A 16332-nucleotide genomic window follows, 5' to 3' on the forward strand; every position below is an offset into this window, starting at 1 on the left:
AAACTTCTTTAGCGCCTATCATAGCATGGGCGTGCTATTTTCTAATCATTAACAATAAAAACGAGTAAAAATTTGGTTATTTGGTTATTTGTTTTTTGTCAATCGAACCATTGACTTAATTAACTGGCATTTGTCATTTGTGACTGCTCGTCAGCCCAAGAAAGTGCTTGGTTGTAATCTCTAATTACTTTTTCCTTTTCTATACCTAACTTCTTCATAACAATAATGGTTTCATCCCATTGTGCATGTTCAATGTACTCTAATAACTGGATTAACTCAGCCAATACACCTTTCTTAGTGAGTAAAGAAATCTTTATCTCTTGTGCAAGTGGTAACTTTTCTAAAACCGTTTCAAGTTTTTCATCTAAAATGGCATCAATTAATGATAATAAGCCCGTTAAGAAAGCAATAGATGAATCTATTGGAGCACTAATATCCTTTGAGACAAGTTCACAAAATTTAGCACGAGCCATCGCTGAATTAATTAACTCTGAAGGTTTGTCAGGGTTAACATTTATAGCAAACATCAAACCTAAAAATCGCTTTAGTTCTTGTGACCCTAGGGTTACAAGTGCTTGTTTTATTGTTGATATTTCATTTCGTCTGCGAAACATTGCCGAGTTAACATATCTTAATAGTTTATAAGAAAGCGTTACATCGCGTTCAAAGACTGAAGTAATACTGATTAAATCTAATTCGGGTTTTGATGTTTCATAAAGTAACTCAGCCATAGCAATCTGTGATGGAGAGAGACTTTTAGTTTTTATCATCTCAGGCTTAGCAAAGAAAAAGCCTTGGAATAGTTCAAAGCCTAATTCTAGTGCTTGATTATACTCGTCGTAAGTTTCAACTTTTTCTGCAAGTAACTTAATATCAGGGAAATTAGCAATCGCTTGTTTAACTTCTTTAATTTCTTCAATAGTGGATATTTTCCAATCTATTTTTATTATCTTGATATAAGGGAAAAAATGTATCCACACTTTTTGATGTTCATAATCATCTAGCGCTAATGTATAACCTTGTTCATAAAGGTCTTTGCAAATAGCTAATAGCTTTTTACCCGGCTTAACCGTTTCAAGGATTTCAACGACGACTTCATCAGTGGTCAGCATATTGGCGTAACCAAGACTTAATGTTTCAAGGGTAAAATTGATAAAGGCGGGCTTATTACCAGTAAACTCCCCTATACCTAAGTTAAATTTACTTGCTTCAATCATTTTTGTGGTGGCTTCATCGCCATCAATATCAGGAAAAACGTTGTCAATGCTGTCTCTAAATAGCAATTCATAGGCAAAAAGATTTTTGTCTTTATCTAAAATGGGTTGCCTGGCGGCATAAAAATACATAAAAACTCCTGATCTTTTCGTAACTATACTGAATATATTGGAAAAAGGACAAATTAGCATCAACTATTTTTACATATTAGTTACAGGCATAAAAATATTACATGGATAATACCTTTAATATAGTTGAAAACAATAAAAGTATAGTAATAGCAAAATATCTAGTCATACTAGCTTATTCTATTTTTTACTTAGTAACAGAACTTTTTAACATTTTTTTACTTAGTAAAAATATAATAATACTTTCGGAGGTTAATTTGGCATTTGGTACATTATTTTCTTTAGGTTTATATTTTATTGTCATGATCGGTATAGGTTTATATGCCTTTAAAAAATCGACCAGTGACGCAGCAGGTTATATGCTAGGAGGGCGTAACCTTAGTCCTTCAGTGACGGCTCTTTCCGCTGGGGCTTCTGACATGAGTGGTTGGATGCTAATGGGCATACCAGGTGCTATGTATGTGACAGGTTTAAGCAGTATTTGGATCGCCGTAGGTTTAGTGATAGGTGCTTATTTTAATTATTTAATTGTTGCGCCTCGTTTGAGGACTTATACCGAAGTAGCAAATGATTCGATAACTTTACCTGATTTCTTTGAAAACCGTTTTAATGACAAGCGCCATTTGCTACGCGTAGTTTCATCAATTGTTATTATTGTCTTTTTCACGCTTTATACTTCATCAGGTATCGTTGCTGGTGGTAAATTGTTTGAAAGCTCTTTCGGATTAAATTATGAAGTTGGGCTTTATGTTACCGCAGGTGTTGTTGTACTTTATACTATGTTTGGTGGTTTTTTAGCCGTAAGCTTAACCGATTTTGTGCAAGGGTGTATTATGTTCGTAGCACTTGTGCTGGTACCTTTTGTGGTCATAAGCGACATTGGTGGCGTACAAGCAATGAATGATGTAATTCATTCTATTGATGCTGAAAAGTTTAATATGTTTAACGGTGTTAGCGCGCTGGCGATTATTTCAGCGATGGCTTGGGGCTTAGGTTATTTTGGCCAGCCACATATCATCGTGCGCTTTATGGCAATCCGGTCAGTTAAAGATTTACCTGCTGCTCGTCGTATTGGTATGACTTGGATGATAGTTTCTATTTGTGGTGCTATGGCAACTGGTTTTGCTGGTATTGCTTATGTGGCGAAAACGGGAACAGAATTAACTGATCCAGAAACTATTTTTGTTTTATTTTCTCAGGTTTTATTTCACCCTCTCATTTCTGGCTTTTTATTAGCCGCTATTTTAGCTGCAATAATGAGCACCATTTCTTCTCAATTATTAGTGACATCAAGCTCATTAACCGGTGACTTTTATCAAGCGTTTCTAAATAAAGACGCTACTGATAAACAGCTTGTTTTTGTTGGCCGTTTATCTGTACTTCTAGTTGCTATTGTTGCGATATCTTTAGCTTATGACCGAAATAGCTCTATTTTAAGTTTGGTTAGTAATGCTTGGGCAGGATTTGGCGCCGCATTTGGACCACTAGTTATCTTAAGTCTCTACTGGAAAAAAATGAATAAACAAGGCGCTTTAGCAGGAATGTTAACGGGCGCTATAACCGTTCTTATTTGGATTTATGCCCCGATAACTGTCGGTGGTGAACTATTGAGTTCAGTGATGTATGAAATAGTTCCTGGCTTTATACTTTCAACAATAGCGATTGTTGTGGTGAGTAACTTTACCGCGGCACCTGATGAATCTGTTGAAAAAATGTTTGATGAGATGATAGAGCAGCACAATATCGATTAATGGTATTGTAAACTCGCTCAAATAAAGCCCGTTATTGATGTTCAATAACGGGCTTTTTATGTTCAGGATGAACGGTCATGATTTTTGTTCCTGACAAATTATAAGTACCTCCATCCATGGAGGCAATAGCGTGGTGCCAAGGATGGCAATGAACGTATATATTATTTTAATCTCTATTTTATTGAGGTCAGTACTAGATACTGAAACGAGTTCAGCATGACGATTTTGGTATCTGTGGTTTGAATTGAGATCAGTACTAGATACTGAAACGAGTTCAGCATGACGATTTTGGTATCTGTGGTTTGAACTGAGGTCAGTACTAGATACTGAAACGCGTTCAGCATGACGACTATGGTATCTGTTGCTTTAATTGAGGTCAGTACTAGATACTGAAACGAGTTCAGCATGACGACTTTAGCTTCTGTTGTTTGGGAGGTGAGTACTAGATACTGAAACGAGTTCAGCATGACGACTTTGGCTTCTGTTGTTTGGGAGGCGAGTACTAGATACTGAAACGAGTTCAGTATGACGACTTTAGCTTCTGTTGTTTGGGAGGTGAGTGCTAGATACTGAAACTGGTTCAGCATGACGACTATGGCTTCTGTGGTTTGAGAGGTGTGTACTCGATACTGAAACTAGTTCAGCATTGGAATTTTGGTATTAAGATGATGGTTTTAGTGCAAAAGGAATTGAGCTTTGATAAGAGGGGATTAAGAACTTCGTCGCCATGGTTTCATGTGCGACGAAGTTAACAGTAAAATATTTTTTTTATGGCTTAAATAGACCAACTAATATTTTTATCGATGGCTGTTTGCCACTGTGTCAGCGATTCACTTTTGTCAGCAACCACAATAATATTACTGTTTTTAAAGTGTTGGGATTTTCCTATTAATTTATCTGTTGAAAAATCAGCGGTAAATTCAAGCTCTTCATTATTTGGAACAATAAAAACAGTGACCATGCTTGTTGCACCTTGAAAAACTAAGTGCAGGCTTTTCATGCCATCAAACCGGCAATAATTAGCAAACATTAATTTGCCTATACTATCTGTAAAACTGCCATTAAACGTCGCCATTTTATCGTTAAGAGAGGCTAAGCTAACATTTGCAGTTGAAGTGTTAGAAAAATGTCCTTCTTCATGGGCAATATGAGCTATCGCATAATCCCCTAGGTTGTTATAGGCATTAGAAAACTGCATAAAATTAATCGTTAAACCCATCACAAAGGCAACAGACGCAGCTAAAGCTAAACGAACACGACTTTTACGTTTTTGTTGCTGATGACTGGCCATGGTTTGACGTAAAATAAGTTTATCGCTTAAGCCTGCAGGTACTTCAACATTTAACGCTTGAAAGAGTTTACTGTCTAAACTTTCAAGTTCTTGTGTAAAATTTTGCTTGGCAGGATCACTATGAATTGCAGCAAGCATATCTTCATCACGTGTATTTGGATCTGCATAAATACGACGTCTAAATTGCAAATCATCCATTGTACTGACCTCTAACTTTGGGAGTATTATCTAAAGCTTCTTTTAATTGATTACGCGCTCTAAACAACCTTGTCATCACGGTATTCTTATTTAAATCGAGCTGTTTAGCTATTTCTTCACCTGAAAAACCACCAATAATTTGTAATACTAATGGCTCACGGTATTCTTCTGGCATTTGTGCTATTTTTTCACGTAGCCAATAGTTTTCAATTTCTTGTTCGCTACTTGTTGATTTAGTATCGGTAATAGTGGCTTCTTCATATTCACTCATATCAAATCGTTTACGTTCGAAACGACGAGCATTTTCTCGTCGTAAAATTGTGATCAGCCATGACTTAGCCGCTTTTTCATCTTTTAATGAATCTAAAGCTCGCCATGCCCGTAAAAATGTCTCTTGCACTAAGTCTTCAGCCACATGTTTGTCGTGACATAGCCAATAAGCATAACGGAATAAATCGCCATGCAAAGCTTTAACGAGTGCTTCATATCTAACTTGTTTTGTTGCCATGTTGTAAGAGACCTGAGCTGACATTATTTTATTTCGCTTTTAAAAATATATTTCATTTTTATCTTGGATTCAGAGTTATAACCTTAGCTTCATTTGCTTTTAATCCTTGCTTATTAATAGCTTGAATTAAGCTTGTTAAGGCGTTTCCTTGCCAAGTTTTTTGCTCTTTCCCATAATAGCATTGTTGTAACAACTCAATTTCGTCCTGAAATTTATTATCATTAATCTCGATTAACGCATCATCAAGTGTTGCAGTTATTTTGTTACCTGCTTTTGCTTGTAAGGTATTTATCCATGGCGATATTAAAGCGAGCACTTCTAAGCCCTGATTTTTTTTACAGGCGGCTAATAAAGATAAGTAAGGATTATTATTTCTATTATCAATCTTCGTTGTTTTTACTGCCAATGGTCTAGAGCGTTTTGCACTGATAAACCACGCTAAAGCAGTAAGTAGCCATAAGGTTAAAAATAGCCATTGCAGCCAGGATGCCTGAGTAATAACAATTGTTTCTGTTGGAATAAGTGCTTTGTTTTGCTGATTTTTCATGACAGCTGGAGCTGCGTTAAGCTCGCTATTAGGTAAAACTGTAATTTTTTGAGCAGCAATTGTAGCGACTTGATAACGGTTAGTGACGGTGTTCCACCAAGGAACACTTATCTCCGGTAGTTGATATTCGCCAGGCTTACTGGCAACAATGGCAAAATTTCTAACTTTTTGGCTAACCAAGTGGCCACTGCTCATGCCTGTATGTAATTGAGCTTGGTCTGGATAGACTTTCAGGCCTTTGGGCACCGTCATCTCTAAAAGTGGCAATTGTTCTTCGGATAAACCTGCTGCGGTTAAGGTAATGATGCGCGTAATAGGCTCACCTACTTTGAACGTTGCTACATCAGGTTGCCAGTCTTGATGAATAGCGAGTAAATTACTCGGTAACCATGTGCCTTGAAATGTTTCAGGGATAGGACGAACAAATAGTTGAATTTCATCGCCAATGACACTAACAGGTTTAGTTTCTGAAAAGCTAAACATGTTATTTCTTCGCGTTGATGGCACTAAGATTTCGCCAGAGAATAGCGGTGACTTTAACGTAAATTCACCGCTATTTTTAGGACTTATTGCATAGGTTCTTTCAATAACTCGATAGCGACGGCCATTAATAATAGTATCTTCTTCTTTATCTTTTCCAATTTGAGTAATGCTGGCGCTTTCTAACGTTGGTTCGCTTAAACTGCCACGCTTTAATTCTGCAGCAAAGTGTAGCTTTACTGTTAAGGTTAATTGTTGTTGAACATAGACTTCTTTGGTCGATATTTCAGTGGTAATAAAGATGTCTTGTTGTTTGTCAGCAAGCGGATGATTTTCAGCTAATATCTGTACTTTTATGGCTTGAGAGTTTATGCCTGCAATGGTGAAAGGAGGAATAATATAATCACCTGCTGATTTACCTATTAGCAAAGTACTCCAGGTTGTTGTTTGTGTCGTTTTAAAATTAACCATACTAGTTTGCGAACTCACCGATGTTCTACCAACGACAAAGTCTTTTAATAACGCGGAGGTATTTAAAGCGTTGGTGTCGACATCGTCATCTATGGTGATTTTTAAAATAAAAGACTCATTAACCACGATAGGATTTTTATCAATAGTTGCACTAATCTGAGTTGCCGCAAACGCATTAGGGGTAAAAAGCGTATTACTGAGCAAAATAGTTAGTAGGGCTATTATTGTTTGGGTCATTATTTTTACCATTGTTTTTTTCCTTTTGCGCGACTACTTCGACTATTACGGCGCTTTTGATATTCGAGCTGCATTTTGTTTCTCAGTAACATATAGGGATCATCAGTTACTTTGTTGAGTAATTGTTGGTGTTTTTGTTCGGTCTCTTCTGCTAATTGTTCGGCGGCACGAAGCTGAGCAGGTGTTTGCTCGGGTTGGCTTGGGTCGTCTTCTTTACCTTCCTCTTCTTTAGCTTGCCTTTCTTGCTCGGCTTTATCTTTTTGTTCTTGCTGAGACTTTTCTTGTTCGGTCTGCTCTTTGTCAGTTGCTTCTTTTTGATCATCTTGTTGCTCAGATTCACTTGGCTGAGCTTGATCTTCACTGTCTTTCTGCTCTTGATCTTTCCCCTGATTTTCTTGCTTGTTTTGTTCTTGCTGGTCTTGCTGTTCTTGATTTTTGTCGTTGTTTTCTTCGTTGTTCTGTTCTTGGTTTTCTTGTTGCTGCTCTTGTTGTTTTTTTAACTCTTCAAGGTAAGCTTTATTGGCCTTTGCATCTTGATGCTGCGGATCTTTTAGTAACGCTTGTTCATACGCTTTAATTGCTTCATCAATACGTTTTAATTGCGCTAGAGAATTACCTTGGTTATACAGAGCTTCCGCAGTGTCTTGGCGTTGAAATGCCTTTAATGCTTGCTCGTAATTTCCTGAGCGATAATAAGAGCTCCCCTGCCAAGATGAATTCTCAAAACTAGTTGCTGCTTGCTCAAAAGCTTCACTGTTGAACTGTTGTTGTCCTTGTTGGTCTTTGGTTTGCCATAAATTTTTCCAAAAACTATCAGTTACCTGTTTATCTGGGACTGATTCTTTTGTTAGCACTGAATTGGGTTTTATAGTGCTTGGTAATGTTGTGCTTTGCGCATAGCTTTTATCAACGGGTGTCATTAATAATATTAACGGCACTATCGCTAATAAACGGCCTCGACGAAAGTAGGGTAATAACAAGGCTAAGACAAAAAATAATAGATAGGGACCGGCTTCTTGCCATTGATCACCCGTATTTGAAGATTCTTTTTGTTGTTGATCTTCAACATCACTGGGTCGTCGAAGTAATGCTTCAATATCACTATTATTGTTAGCAAGTGTTGCATAATAACCACTGCCTCTTTTTGCTGCGCCTTTTAAGGCTGATATTGATAATTTAGGGACGATAATAGAACCATTATTATCTTTCATCAGTTCACCATTATTAAGCTTTATTGGCGCTCCAGTTGTTGTGCCTATGCCTAAAATATTCAATCGATGATTATTGCTTCTACTCCAATCGGTGATGTCTTGTATATCATAATTATCGATACCATCAGTAAACCAATATATATCACCTTTGCTATGACCAGCATTAACCAGCATATCGTGAGCGAGCGTTAGCGCAGCTAGAGGGTTACTGCCAAGTTCTGGCATTAGCTCAGGGGACAAAGATGGTAATAACAATTTAATGTTATTAATGTCGTCTGTTAGAGGGCTAATCGTAAAAGCATCACCGGCATAGGCGATTAAGCCTATTTCACCTTCATTTAATTGTTCGAGTAAATCAATCGCTTTGTATCGCGATCTTGTTAATCGATTAGGCGCAATATCAGTAGCATACATAGAATACGACATGTCCATGATCAACACCGACCCGCGTGCTATTTGATAAACGGGTTGTGGCAGTTTTTTCCACGTAGGTCCGGCTAAAGCAACAATTGCTAATAAACCTATGATAAAAGGGAAAGTAAGCGACAACTTCTGCTGACTGTCTTGCTTATCAACCAAGACGCTTGCTAAATGTTTTGGAAGTAATTGTTGCCAGCCAGATTGGCTCAACCGGTATTTTTTGAGGAGTTTTAACGCAAAAAATAAGGCGATGATAGCTAATAACCACCAAGGACGAATAAAGTGAAAGTCAGCCATTTTAATTATTCGCTCCTTTTAATGTGATAGTGGGTAGGTTCACCCAAACTAGATAAAAAAATGATAATAATAATGCTATAGATAATGGCCAATAAAATAATGCTGTAAGTGGACGCATTTGTTGTTGGTCTTGCTCTATCGGTTCTAGCGCATCGAGTAATTGATATATCTCACTCATATCTTTACTGTCACGGGCACGAAAATAATAACCACCCGTTTCGCTAGCCAATTGTTGCAATGACTCTTCATCTAATTCGCTAGATGGGTTAATGCGACGTTTGCCAAAAATTGAATCTTGAATCATTACATCAGCGCCAATGCCTACTGAATAAATGGTAATGTTTTTTGCAACTGCGAGTTCTAATGCTTGTTCTGGGGTTATTTTACCCGCCGTATTTTGACCATCGGTTAACAGTAATAACACACGATTTGATTGTTTTTTTGCATCAAAGCGTTTTACTGCCAAGGCAATAGCATCTCCAATTGCGGTTTGTTTACCGACTAAACCTAATACGGCTTCATCAAGCATCTGCTGCACTGTTTTTCTATCAAAGGTCATTGGTGTTTGCATATAGGCATCATCACCAAAGAGAATAAGACCTAAACGATCACCGGTGCGACGTTCAATGAACTCGCCTAATAATACTTTTAACATATCTAGGCGGTTAACGGTGCTGCCATTTATTTGCATGTCTTCAACTTGCATACTGCCAGACAGATCTACAGCTATCATCATTTCGCGCCCTTCGGTGGGTACATTTACTGCTTCACCGAGCCATTGCGGCTGACTGGCAGATAGAACAATTAAGCTCCAAATCAGTAAAAACAAAATACGTGGCGACTTTTTAGTTTTAGCTGAAAAACCTTGACTAGAGGTATTTTGAATTAATATAGGCATCTTTAATGCTGCCGCTTGGTTTTGATTCTTTGCTGGCAATAGATACATTAATAAGGGTATTGGCAGCGCTAACAATACCCAAGGTAGTAGTAGATTAATCATGATTGTTTCTCATGTTTTGTTACCGAATTTTGCTTTTGTAACTGCGGTGGAAGCGCTTGACTGAGCCAAAGATGAGCGGCTTCCTTCAACGTTTCACTTCCTGAGTTTTTAGTGAGTTGATATTTATGACTAAATTGCTGTTCAGATAAGGTTAAAAATCTTTCTTGATGCTTAATTGCTAAGGTGTTTTTGAAAAAATCTTTTAATTGCTCTCCATGTAACGAGGCAATTTCCTTTCGTGGAAAGTACTGAAATGCAGCCCATTTTAATAAAGTGATTATTTCGTCATTATTATCGGTGCTTTGAAGTTTTGATAATGCTAATTTTTTAGCATGAGATAATTTTCGGCTTCTTTGCCATTTTACAATAACGAAAACGAGCGCTATTAATATAGACGCAAGTAAGATCCACCAGCCATAAGCGAATGGGTAATTATGAACCTGCTCTGGTAAGTGAATATCTTTTAATTGAGCTAATTGCTCAGACGGTTGTTTCAACGCTTCCATGAGGCAACTCCGTCCGTTAATTGTTGCTCTAAAGTTTGACCTGATGAGAAGTGCAATACTCGAGCGCCGGCTTTCAGTAATAAGTCTTTTTTCAATTGAACTCGTTCATTGGCTTGTTGATGATAATTTTCAGTTGCCTTTTCATCACCAATCAATAATTGCTGTCGTGAGTTTCCATCGGTCACCGTAACGTTCATTTTATGTTTACTATTAGGTAAGTCGTGCTCAAGCGGATCACTTATCAAACAGACAACTAGTTCACAATGACGGCTGATATGGGATAAGTGGCGGATAGTTTCTTGGCTAATATAATTACCATCGGTGATTAAATAAACCAAACTTCCTGGGCGAGCAAGTTGTCTTAGTCGTGCACAATTCTCTTCAAAAGCAGCATTGGCAGAATCATGCTGCTGCTCAATAGACAAATGTTCTAGGTGTTTTTGCTGTTCGATAGATAACGTATGCTGATGAGTTTCTACTAAACTGTGTAAATAATGAAGCACACCTTGTTTGCGACTGCGCGGTTTTAATTCACTATGTTTATGCTGATTAAAAACAATACCGCCGACTCTATCGCCTCGGCCTTTAGCATGCCAAGTCACTAATGCCGCTAAATGTGCAGCTTGTACTGATTTAAATAAAAACTGACTACCAAACAACATTGAATTACTGAGGTCGGTTACTACGAGTACAGGACGTTCAACTTCTTCACGAAAAATTTTAGTATGGGTTTTACCTGTTCGTGCTGTTACTCGCCAGTCGATGGCACGTATATCATCACCATTTTGATAATGACGTACTTCGTCAAATTCCATACCTCGCCCTTTACTACGAGATAAGTAATTACCTGACATTTGACCATGCTGACTTTTACGCGCAGCGAGATCAATGAGTTTAGTTTTGTTTTGGTATTGAATTAATTCATCGATTGATAATTCAATACCATTACTTAAAACACTACTAAGCAGATTTGCAACGTCTTGCTGGTTTTGTTCTTTTTTTTGATTAAGCCACATAAATTTACTTACAAGATTGATCGTTCATTATTTGATGTTGTTAAAGCAATTAATGCTATTTAAGCAACAGCGACTAAGCTTAGTAAGTGATCAAGAAGTTGATTACTGTTAATACCTTCAGCTTCAGCTTGGTAAGTCAGCAAAATGCGGTGACGTAATACATTATGGAATACGGCTTGTACATCTTCAGGGCTAACAAAATCACGGTTATGTAACCAAGCTCTAGCACGTGAACATCGGTCAAGTGCAATGGTTGCTCGGGGACTTGCGCCATAAGCGAGCCATTTTTTTAATTGGTCGTCATATTTTTCTGGAGTACGCGTCGCCATAATTAAATCAACAATATAATTTTCAATGGCCGGTGCCATATGAATTTCCATCACTTGGTCGCGAGCAGCAAAAATATCACTTTGCGATATTTCTTTTACCGGTTTTTTACTTTCTTTTCCATGTTGAAGTGCTTCGCCGCGGTTGAGCTTTAAAATAGCTAATTCACTTACAGCATCAGGATAATCAATTTCAATGTGCATTAAAAAGCGATCCAATTGTGCTTCAGGAAGAGGGTAAGTACCTTCTTGTTCAATAGGATTCTGTGTTGCCATCACTAAGAATAAGTCAGGAAGAGGATAAGTATTGCGTCCAACCGTAATTTGTCCCTCTGCCATCGCCTCTAATAAAGCGGATTGTACTTTTGCTGGCGCGCGGTTGATTTCATCAGCGAGTACTAAATTTCTAAAAAGAGGACCTGGCTGAAAAACAAAAGTACCATCTTCAGGGCGATAAATATCGGTGCCAGTTAAATCAGCAGGTAATAAATCAGGGGTAAATTGCACGCGGTGAAAATCAGCTTCAATACCTTCAGCTAATGCATTTACGGCACGAGTTTTTGCTAAGCCAGGAGGACCTTCTACAATTAGGTGACCATTGGCAAGCAATGCAATAAGTAAATTTTCAACAAGGGCGTGTTGACCTATAATTTGTTGAGATAAGTATTCTTTTAAAGATGAAAAATGTTCAATTGCCATGCTAACTACCACTTACTTGTTTTTATTGTTAAACCTATGGGTATATATATAAGGTTCAGGTACCATAAAACAAGGATTTTTTACAATTTGACATGATTTTTAACAATTTATTTTCGAATGAATAGCTCACATTTTAGCTGGGAGTTGTATTTATTTCATTTGAGGTTAGAATAAAGCAATCAACAAGTGGTCAGACCTCTTGGTTTGAAGACGATAAAATTAGATATTACGATAGAAGGGTAAAACATGACAAAAATGAATTTAACGACTCGAAACGGAGAACGCATCGCTGTAGTGGCTGGGTTGCGAACACCTTTTGCAAAACAAGCCACTGCTTTTCATGGTGTACCAGCAGTAGATTTAGGAAAAATTGTCGTTAATGAATTGCTAAAAAAGCATGATATTGACCCTACTATTATTGACCAATTAGTTTTTGGCCAAGTGGTACAAATGCCTGAAGCGCCAAACATTGCCCGCGAAATTGTTTTGGGTACCGGCATGAATGTAAATACCGACGCCTATAGTGTCTCAAGAGCTTGTGCAACAAGCTTTCAATCAACGGTTAATGTAACAGAAGCTATTATGGCCGGTTATGTTGATGTCGGTATTGCTGGTGGTGCTGATTCTTCATCAGTTGCGCCTATTGGTGTGTCAAAAAAGTTTGCTCGTATCTTACTTGATTTAAGTAAAGCGAGAAGCTTGGGGCAAAAAATATCACTTATTCGTCAGTTGGGCCTAAAAGATATTATGCCTGTTCCACCAGCTGTTGCTGAATACTCTACGGGTATATCGATGGGGCAGACTGCAGAGCAGATGGCAAAAACCCATAATATCTCTCGTGAAGCTCAAGATGAGTTAGCGCACCGTTCGCATACTTTAGCCACAAAAAGTTGGCAAGAAGGTAAGTTAGCCGGTGAGGTGATGACCGCTTACAGTGAACCTTATAAAAGTTTTATTGAAAAAGATAACTGTATTCGTGAGAACTCAGAACTTGCCAGTTATAAAAAATTACGTCCTTGTTTTGATAGAAAACACGGCACAGTGACTGCAGCAACAAGTACACCATTAACAGATGGTGCCTCTGCCATTATTTTAATGCGTGAAGGGCGTGCAAAAGAATTAGGTTATAAACCGCTTGGTTATATCAAAAGTTATGCTTTTGCTGCCATTGATGTTTGGCAAGATATGCTTATGGGGCCAAGTTATGCGACGCCATTAGCACTTAAGCGTGCAGGTATGGAATTAAAAGATTTAGATTTAATTGAAATGCATGAAGCCTTTGCAGCACAAGCACTTGCTAATATGAAAATGTTTGCCAGTACAAAATTTGCCCGTGAGCAATTAGGTCAAGATAAAGCGATTGGCGATATTGATATGGCTAAATTTAACGTGATGGGTGGGTCGTTAGCTTATGGTCATCCTTTTGCAGCAACAGGTACTCGTTTAATCGTACAAACCCTTAATGAGTTAAATCGTCGAGGTGGAGGTACGGGGTTAACTACCGCATGTGCCGCTGGTGGTTTAGGCGCTGCAATGATAGTGGAGACTGACTAATGACTGCACCTAATAACACTCAAGTAAACGATGAAGCGCTTAAACAAGAGAGTAACAATATGAGTACGTTTACATTAATTCGCCAAGACAATGGTATTGCTCATTTAGTGATGGACGTGATTGGCGAATCCATGAATACCTTAAAAGCTGAGTTTTCTGAAGAAATTGATACGGTATTAAAAGAAATACGTAATGACAATACGATTAAAGGTGTTGTCTTAATCAGTGGCAAAAAAGATTCTTTTGTTGCTGGCGCAGATATTAATATGCTGGCGAGCTGTCAAAGTGCGAGTGAAGCAACGGCTCTTTCTCGCAATGGGCAAATGATATTTGATCAAATTGAAAACCTCTCAATTCCTGTTGTTGCTGCTATTAATGGTGCTTGCCTAGGCGGCGGACTTGAACTTGCTATGGCGTGTCATGCTCGTATTTGTAGTGATAATGGCAAAACAGCCTTGGGTTTACCTGAAGTACAGTTAGGCTTATTACCGGGGAGCGGTGGTACGCAGCGTTTACCAAAATTGGTTGGTATTCAAAAAGCATTAGATATGATGCTAACAGGAAAACAATTACGCGCGAAACAAGCCTTGAAGATGGGCTTGGTTGTTGATGTTGTGCCAAACAGTATTTTAATTTCTGCTGCTGAAAACTTAGTGCTAGCGGCGCAAGGTAAAGCGAGTAAGATTAAAAAGAGTCAACGCAAAATCAGTGTTTTAGATAAGGCACTTGAAGGTAATGCGGTTGGCCGTAAAATAATTTTCAATCAGGCGACTAAATCTGTATTAGCTAAAACCAAAGGCAATTATCCTTCGCCCCTCAAAATTATTGACAGTGTACGCAGTGGTATCGAAAAATCATCGGTCAGTGGTTACCAAACTGAAGCCGATCATTTTGGTGAACTCGTTATGTCACCAGAATCAGCTCAATTAAGACAAATATTTTTTGCTACTACCGACATGAAAAAAGAGCAGGGCATCGAAGGCGTTAATGCTAAGCCGATTAGCCAAATTGGCGTTTTAGGTGGTGGCTTAATGGGCGGTGGTATTGCTTTTGTTAGTGCAACTAAAGCGAATGTTGATGTACGTATTAAAGATATTGCGCCGCAAGGTATCAGCCATGCGATGAAATATGGTTATGACATACTCAACAAAAAAGTTAAACGTCGCTTTATGTTGAAAAGTGAAATGCAAAAGCAATTGGCTAAAATTACGGGTTGTGTTGATTATAGCGGTTTTAAAAACGTTGATATGGTTATAGAAGCTGTTTTTGAAGACTTGTCATTAAAGCAAAAAATGGTTGATGACATGGAAAGTATTTGTGCTGAAGACACTATTTTTGCGAGTAATACCTCAAGTTTACCTATCGGACAAATAGCAGCAAAGGCTTTACGCCCTGAAAATGTCATTGGACTGCATTATTTTTCTCCGGTAGATAAAATGCCGTTAGCTGAAATTATTGCACATTCAAAAACCTCTGATCAAACTATTTCAACGACAGTTGCTTTTGCTAAAAAACAAGGTAAAACGCCGATAGTTGTTAAAGACAAAGCGGGTTTCTATGTTAATCGTATATTAGCGCCTTACATGAATGAAGCCGCCTTATTATTACTCGAAGGCGAATCGATTGGTAAGTTAGATAAAGCACTGGTTAAGTTTGGCTTCCCTGTTGGACCGATACAATTACTAGATGAAGTGGGTATTGATATAGGCGCTAAAATTGGTCCTATTTTACAAGCTGAATTAGGCGAGCGATTTGCTGCACCAGAAGCATTTAATAAACTTATTGCCAATAAACGTTTAGGTAAAAAAGTGCAGAAAGGCTTTTACCTCTATAAAGATAAAAATGGCAAAAAAGTCACCAAAAAACTTGTTGATGAATCTGTCTATCCATTATTAAATATCATCATTAAAGATCAAAAAACAAATGATGAACTTGTCCAGCGCTGTGTTTTTATGATGTTGAATGAAGCTGCTAGGTGTTTAGATGAAGGTATTATTCGTAATGCTAGAGACGGTGATATCGGCGCTATCTTCGGTATCGGATTTCCACCATTTTTAGGTGGACCATTCCATTATATCGATATGTTAGGTGCAGAAGTAATTGTTAATAAGTTGAACCTGTGGAGTAGTGAACTAGGCGAACGCTTCAAGCCTTGTCAGGCATTAATTACCATGGCTGAAACCGGTAATAAATATTATTAGTAACAGGCAATGTTATGCCACCTCGGTGGCAATTTAACGAAAAAGAGGCAATTTAATGCCTCTTTTTTTATGCTTTTTACCCTTTAAAAATAAGTTGAATAAATACTCTAAATTAGTTATATTTTGCTTATAAAGTTTTAGCCATTCTTTTAGTCAGTTTAGCGGTAAATATTATGTTGTTATTTTTAGCGGTTGTCAGTGTTGTTTGTTCGATGTTCTTTTACTGCCAGGCATTACGAAGTGGTTTAGGTTTGAAGCGTTGGGCATGTGCAGGAT

General features: G+C 37.9%; 12 protein-coding genes. 3 read left to right on the forward strand and 9 right to left on the reverse strand.

The window, feature by feature from the left end; genetic code table 11:
• Positions 1-119 precede the first annotated feature (119 nt).
• Positions 120-1346: an EAL and HDOD domain-containing protein gene (locus A3Q34_RS14885; protein WP_070376068.1), complete on the reverse strand. Its 1227-nt coding sequence runs from the start codon at positions 1344-1346 to the stop codon at positions 120-122.
• 254 nt (positions 1347-1600) lie between these two features.
• Here A3Q34_RS14885 and putP point away from each other — a divergent pair, with 254 nt between their 5' ends.
• Positions 1601-3094, forward strand: coding sequence for a sodium/proline symporter PutP (gene putP / locus A3Q34_RS14890; RefSeq protein ID WP_070377193.1), 1494 nt, complete (start codon positions 1601-1603; stop codon positions 3092-3094).
• 775 nt (positions 3095-3869) lie between these two features.
• On the opposite strand, the gene A3Q34_RS14900 is transcribed toward putP, so the two are convergent.
• The 8 genes from A3Q34_RS14900 to A3Q34_RS14935 are packed head-to-tail and all read right to left on the reverse strand — an operon-like array spanning position 3870 to position 12301.
• Positions 3870-4583 (reverse strand): DUF3379 family protein, encoded by a 714-nt coding sequence (locus A3Q34_RS14900; RefSeq protein WP_070376070.1) that lies wholly within the window; start codon positions 4581-4583, stop codon positions 3870-3872.
• The gene (locus A3Q34_RS14905; protein WP_070377194.1) at positions 4576-5091 is read right to left on the reverse strand and encodes a sigma-70 family RNA polymerase sigma factor; all 516 of its coding nucleotides are present in this window, start codon (positions 5089-5091) and stop codon (positions 4576-4578) included. The genes A3Q34_RS14900 and A3Q34_RS14905 overlap by 8 nt, the downstream gene beginning before the upstream one ends.
• A 58-nt stretch (positions 5092-5149) precedes the next feature.
• Positions 5150-6826: a BatD family protein gene (locus A3Q34_RS14910; RefSeq protein ID WP_070377195.1), complete on the reverse strand. Its 1677-nt coding sequence runs from the start codon at positions 6824-6826 to the stop codon at positions 5150-5152.
• Between the two features lie 5 nt (positions 6827-6831).
• Positions 6832-8754, reverse strand: a complete 1923-nt coding sequence (locus A3Q34_RS14915) for a VWA domain-containing protein (protein WP_070376071.1) — start codon at positions 8752-8754, stop codon at positions 6832-6834.
• A 1-nt stretch (position 8755) separates the two neighbouring features.
• Entirely contained in the window at positions 8756-9754 is a 999-nt protein-coding gene (locus A3Q34_RS14920; RefSeq protein WP_070376072.1) for a vWA domain-containing protein, read from the reverse strand.
• A complete protein-coding gene (locus tag A3Q34_RS14925) occupies positions 9751-10260 on the reverse strand; it encodes a DUF4381 domain-containing protein (RefSeq protein WP_070376073.1) in 510 nt (169 codons plus the stop codon). Before A3Q34_RS14925 ends, A3Q34_RS14920 begins: the two co-directional genes overlap by 4 nt.
• A complete protein-coding gene (locus A3Q34_RS14930) occupies positions 10248-11276 on the reverse strand; it encodes a DUF58 domain-containing protein (RefSeq protein WP_070376074.1) in 1029 nt (342 codons plus the stop codon). Before A3Q34_RS14930 ends, A3Q34_RS14925 begins: the two co-directional genes overlap by 13 nt.
• A gap of 59 nt (positions 11277-11335) precedes the next feature.
• Entirely contained in the window at positions 11336-12301 is a 966-nt protein-coding gene (locus A3Q34_RS14935; protein ID WP_070376075.1) for an AAA family ATPase, read from the reverse strand.
• A 246-nt stretch (positions 12302-12547) separates the two neighbouring features.
• Between A3Q34_RS14935 and fadI the strand changes: the two genes are divergently transcribed.
• Entirely contained in the window at positions 12548-13855 is a 1308-nt protein-coding gene (fadI, locus tag A3Q34_RS14940; RefSeq protein WP_070376076.1) for an acetyl-CoA C-acyltransferase FadI, read from the forward strand.
• Positions 13856-13914: 59 nt separating this feature from the next.
• A complete protein-coding gene (fadJ, locus tag A3Q34_RS14945; RefSeq protein ID WP_070377196.1) occupies positions 13915-16056 on the forward strand; it encodes a fatty acid oxidation complex subunit alpha FadJ in 2142 nt (713 codons plus the stop codon).
• Positions 16057-16332 lie beyond the last annotated feature (276 nt).

This window comes from Colwellia sp. PAMC 20917 (assembly GCF_001767295.1).
Taxonomy (GTDB): domain Bacteria; phylum Pseudomonadota; class Gammaproteobacteria; order Enterobacterales; family Alteromonadaceae; genus Colwellia_A.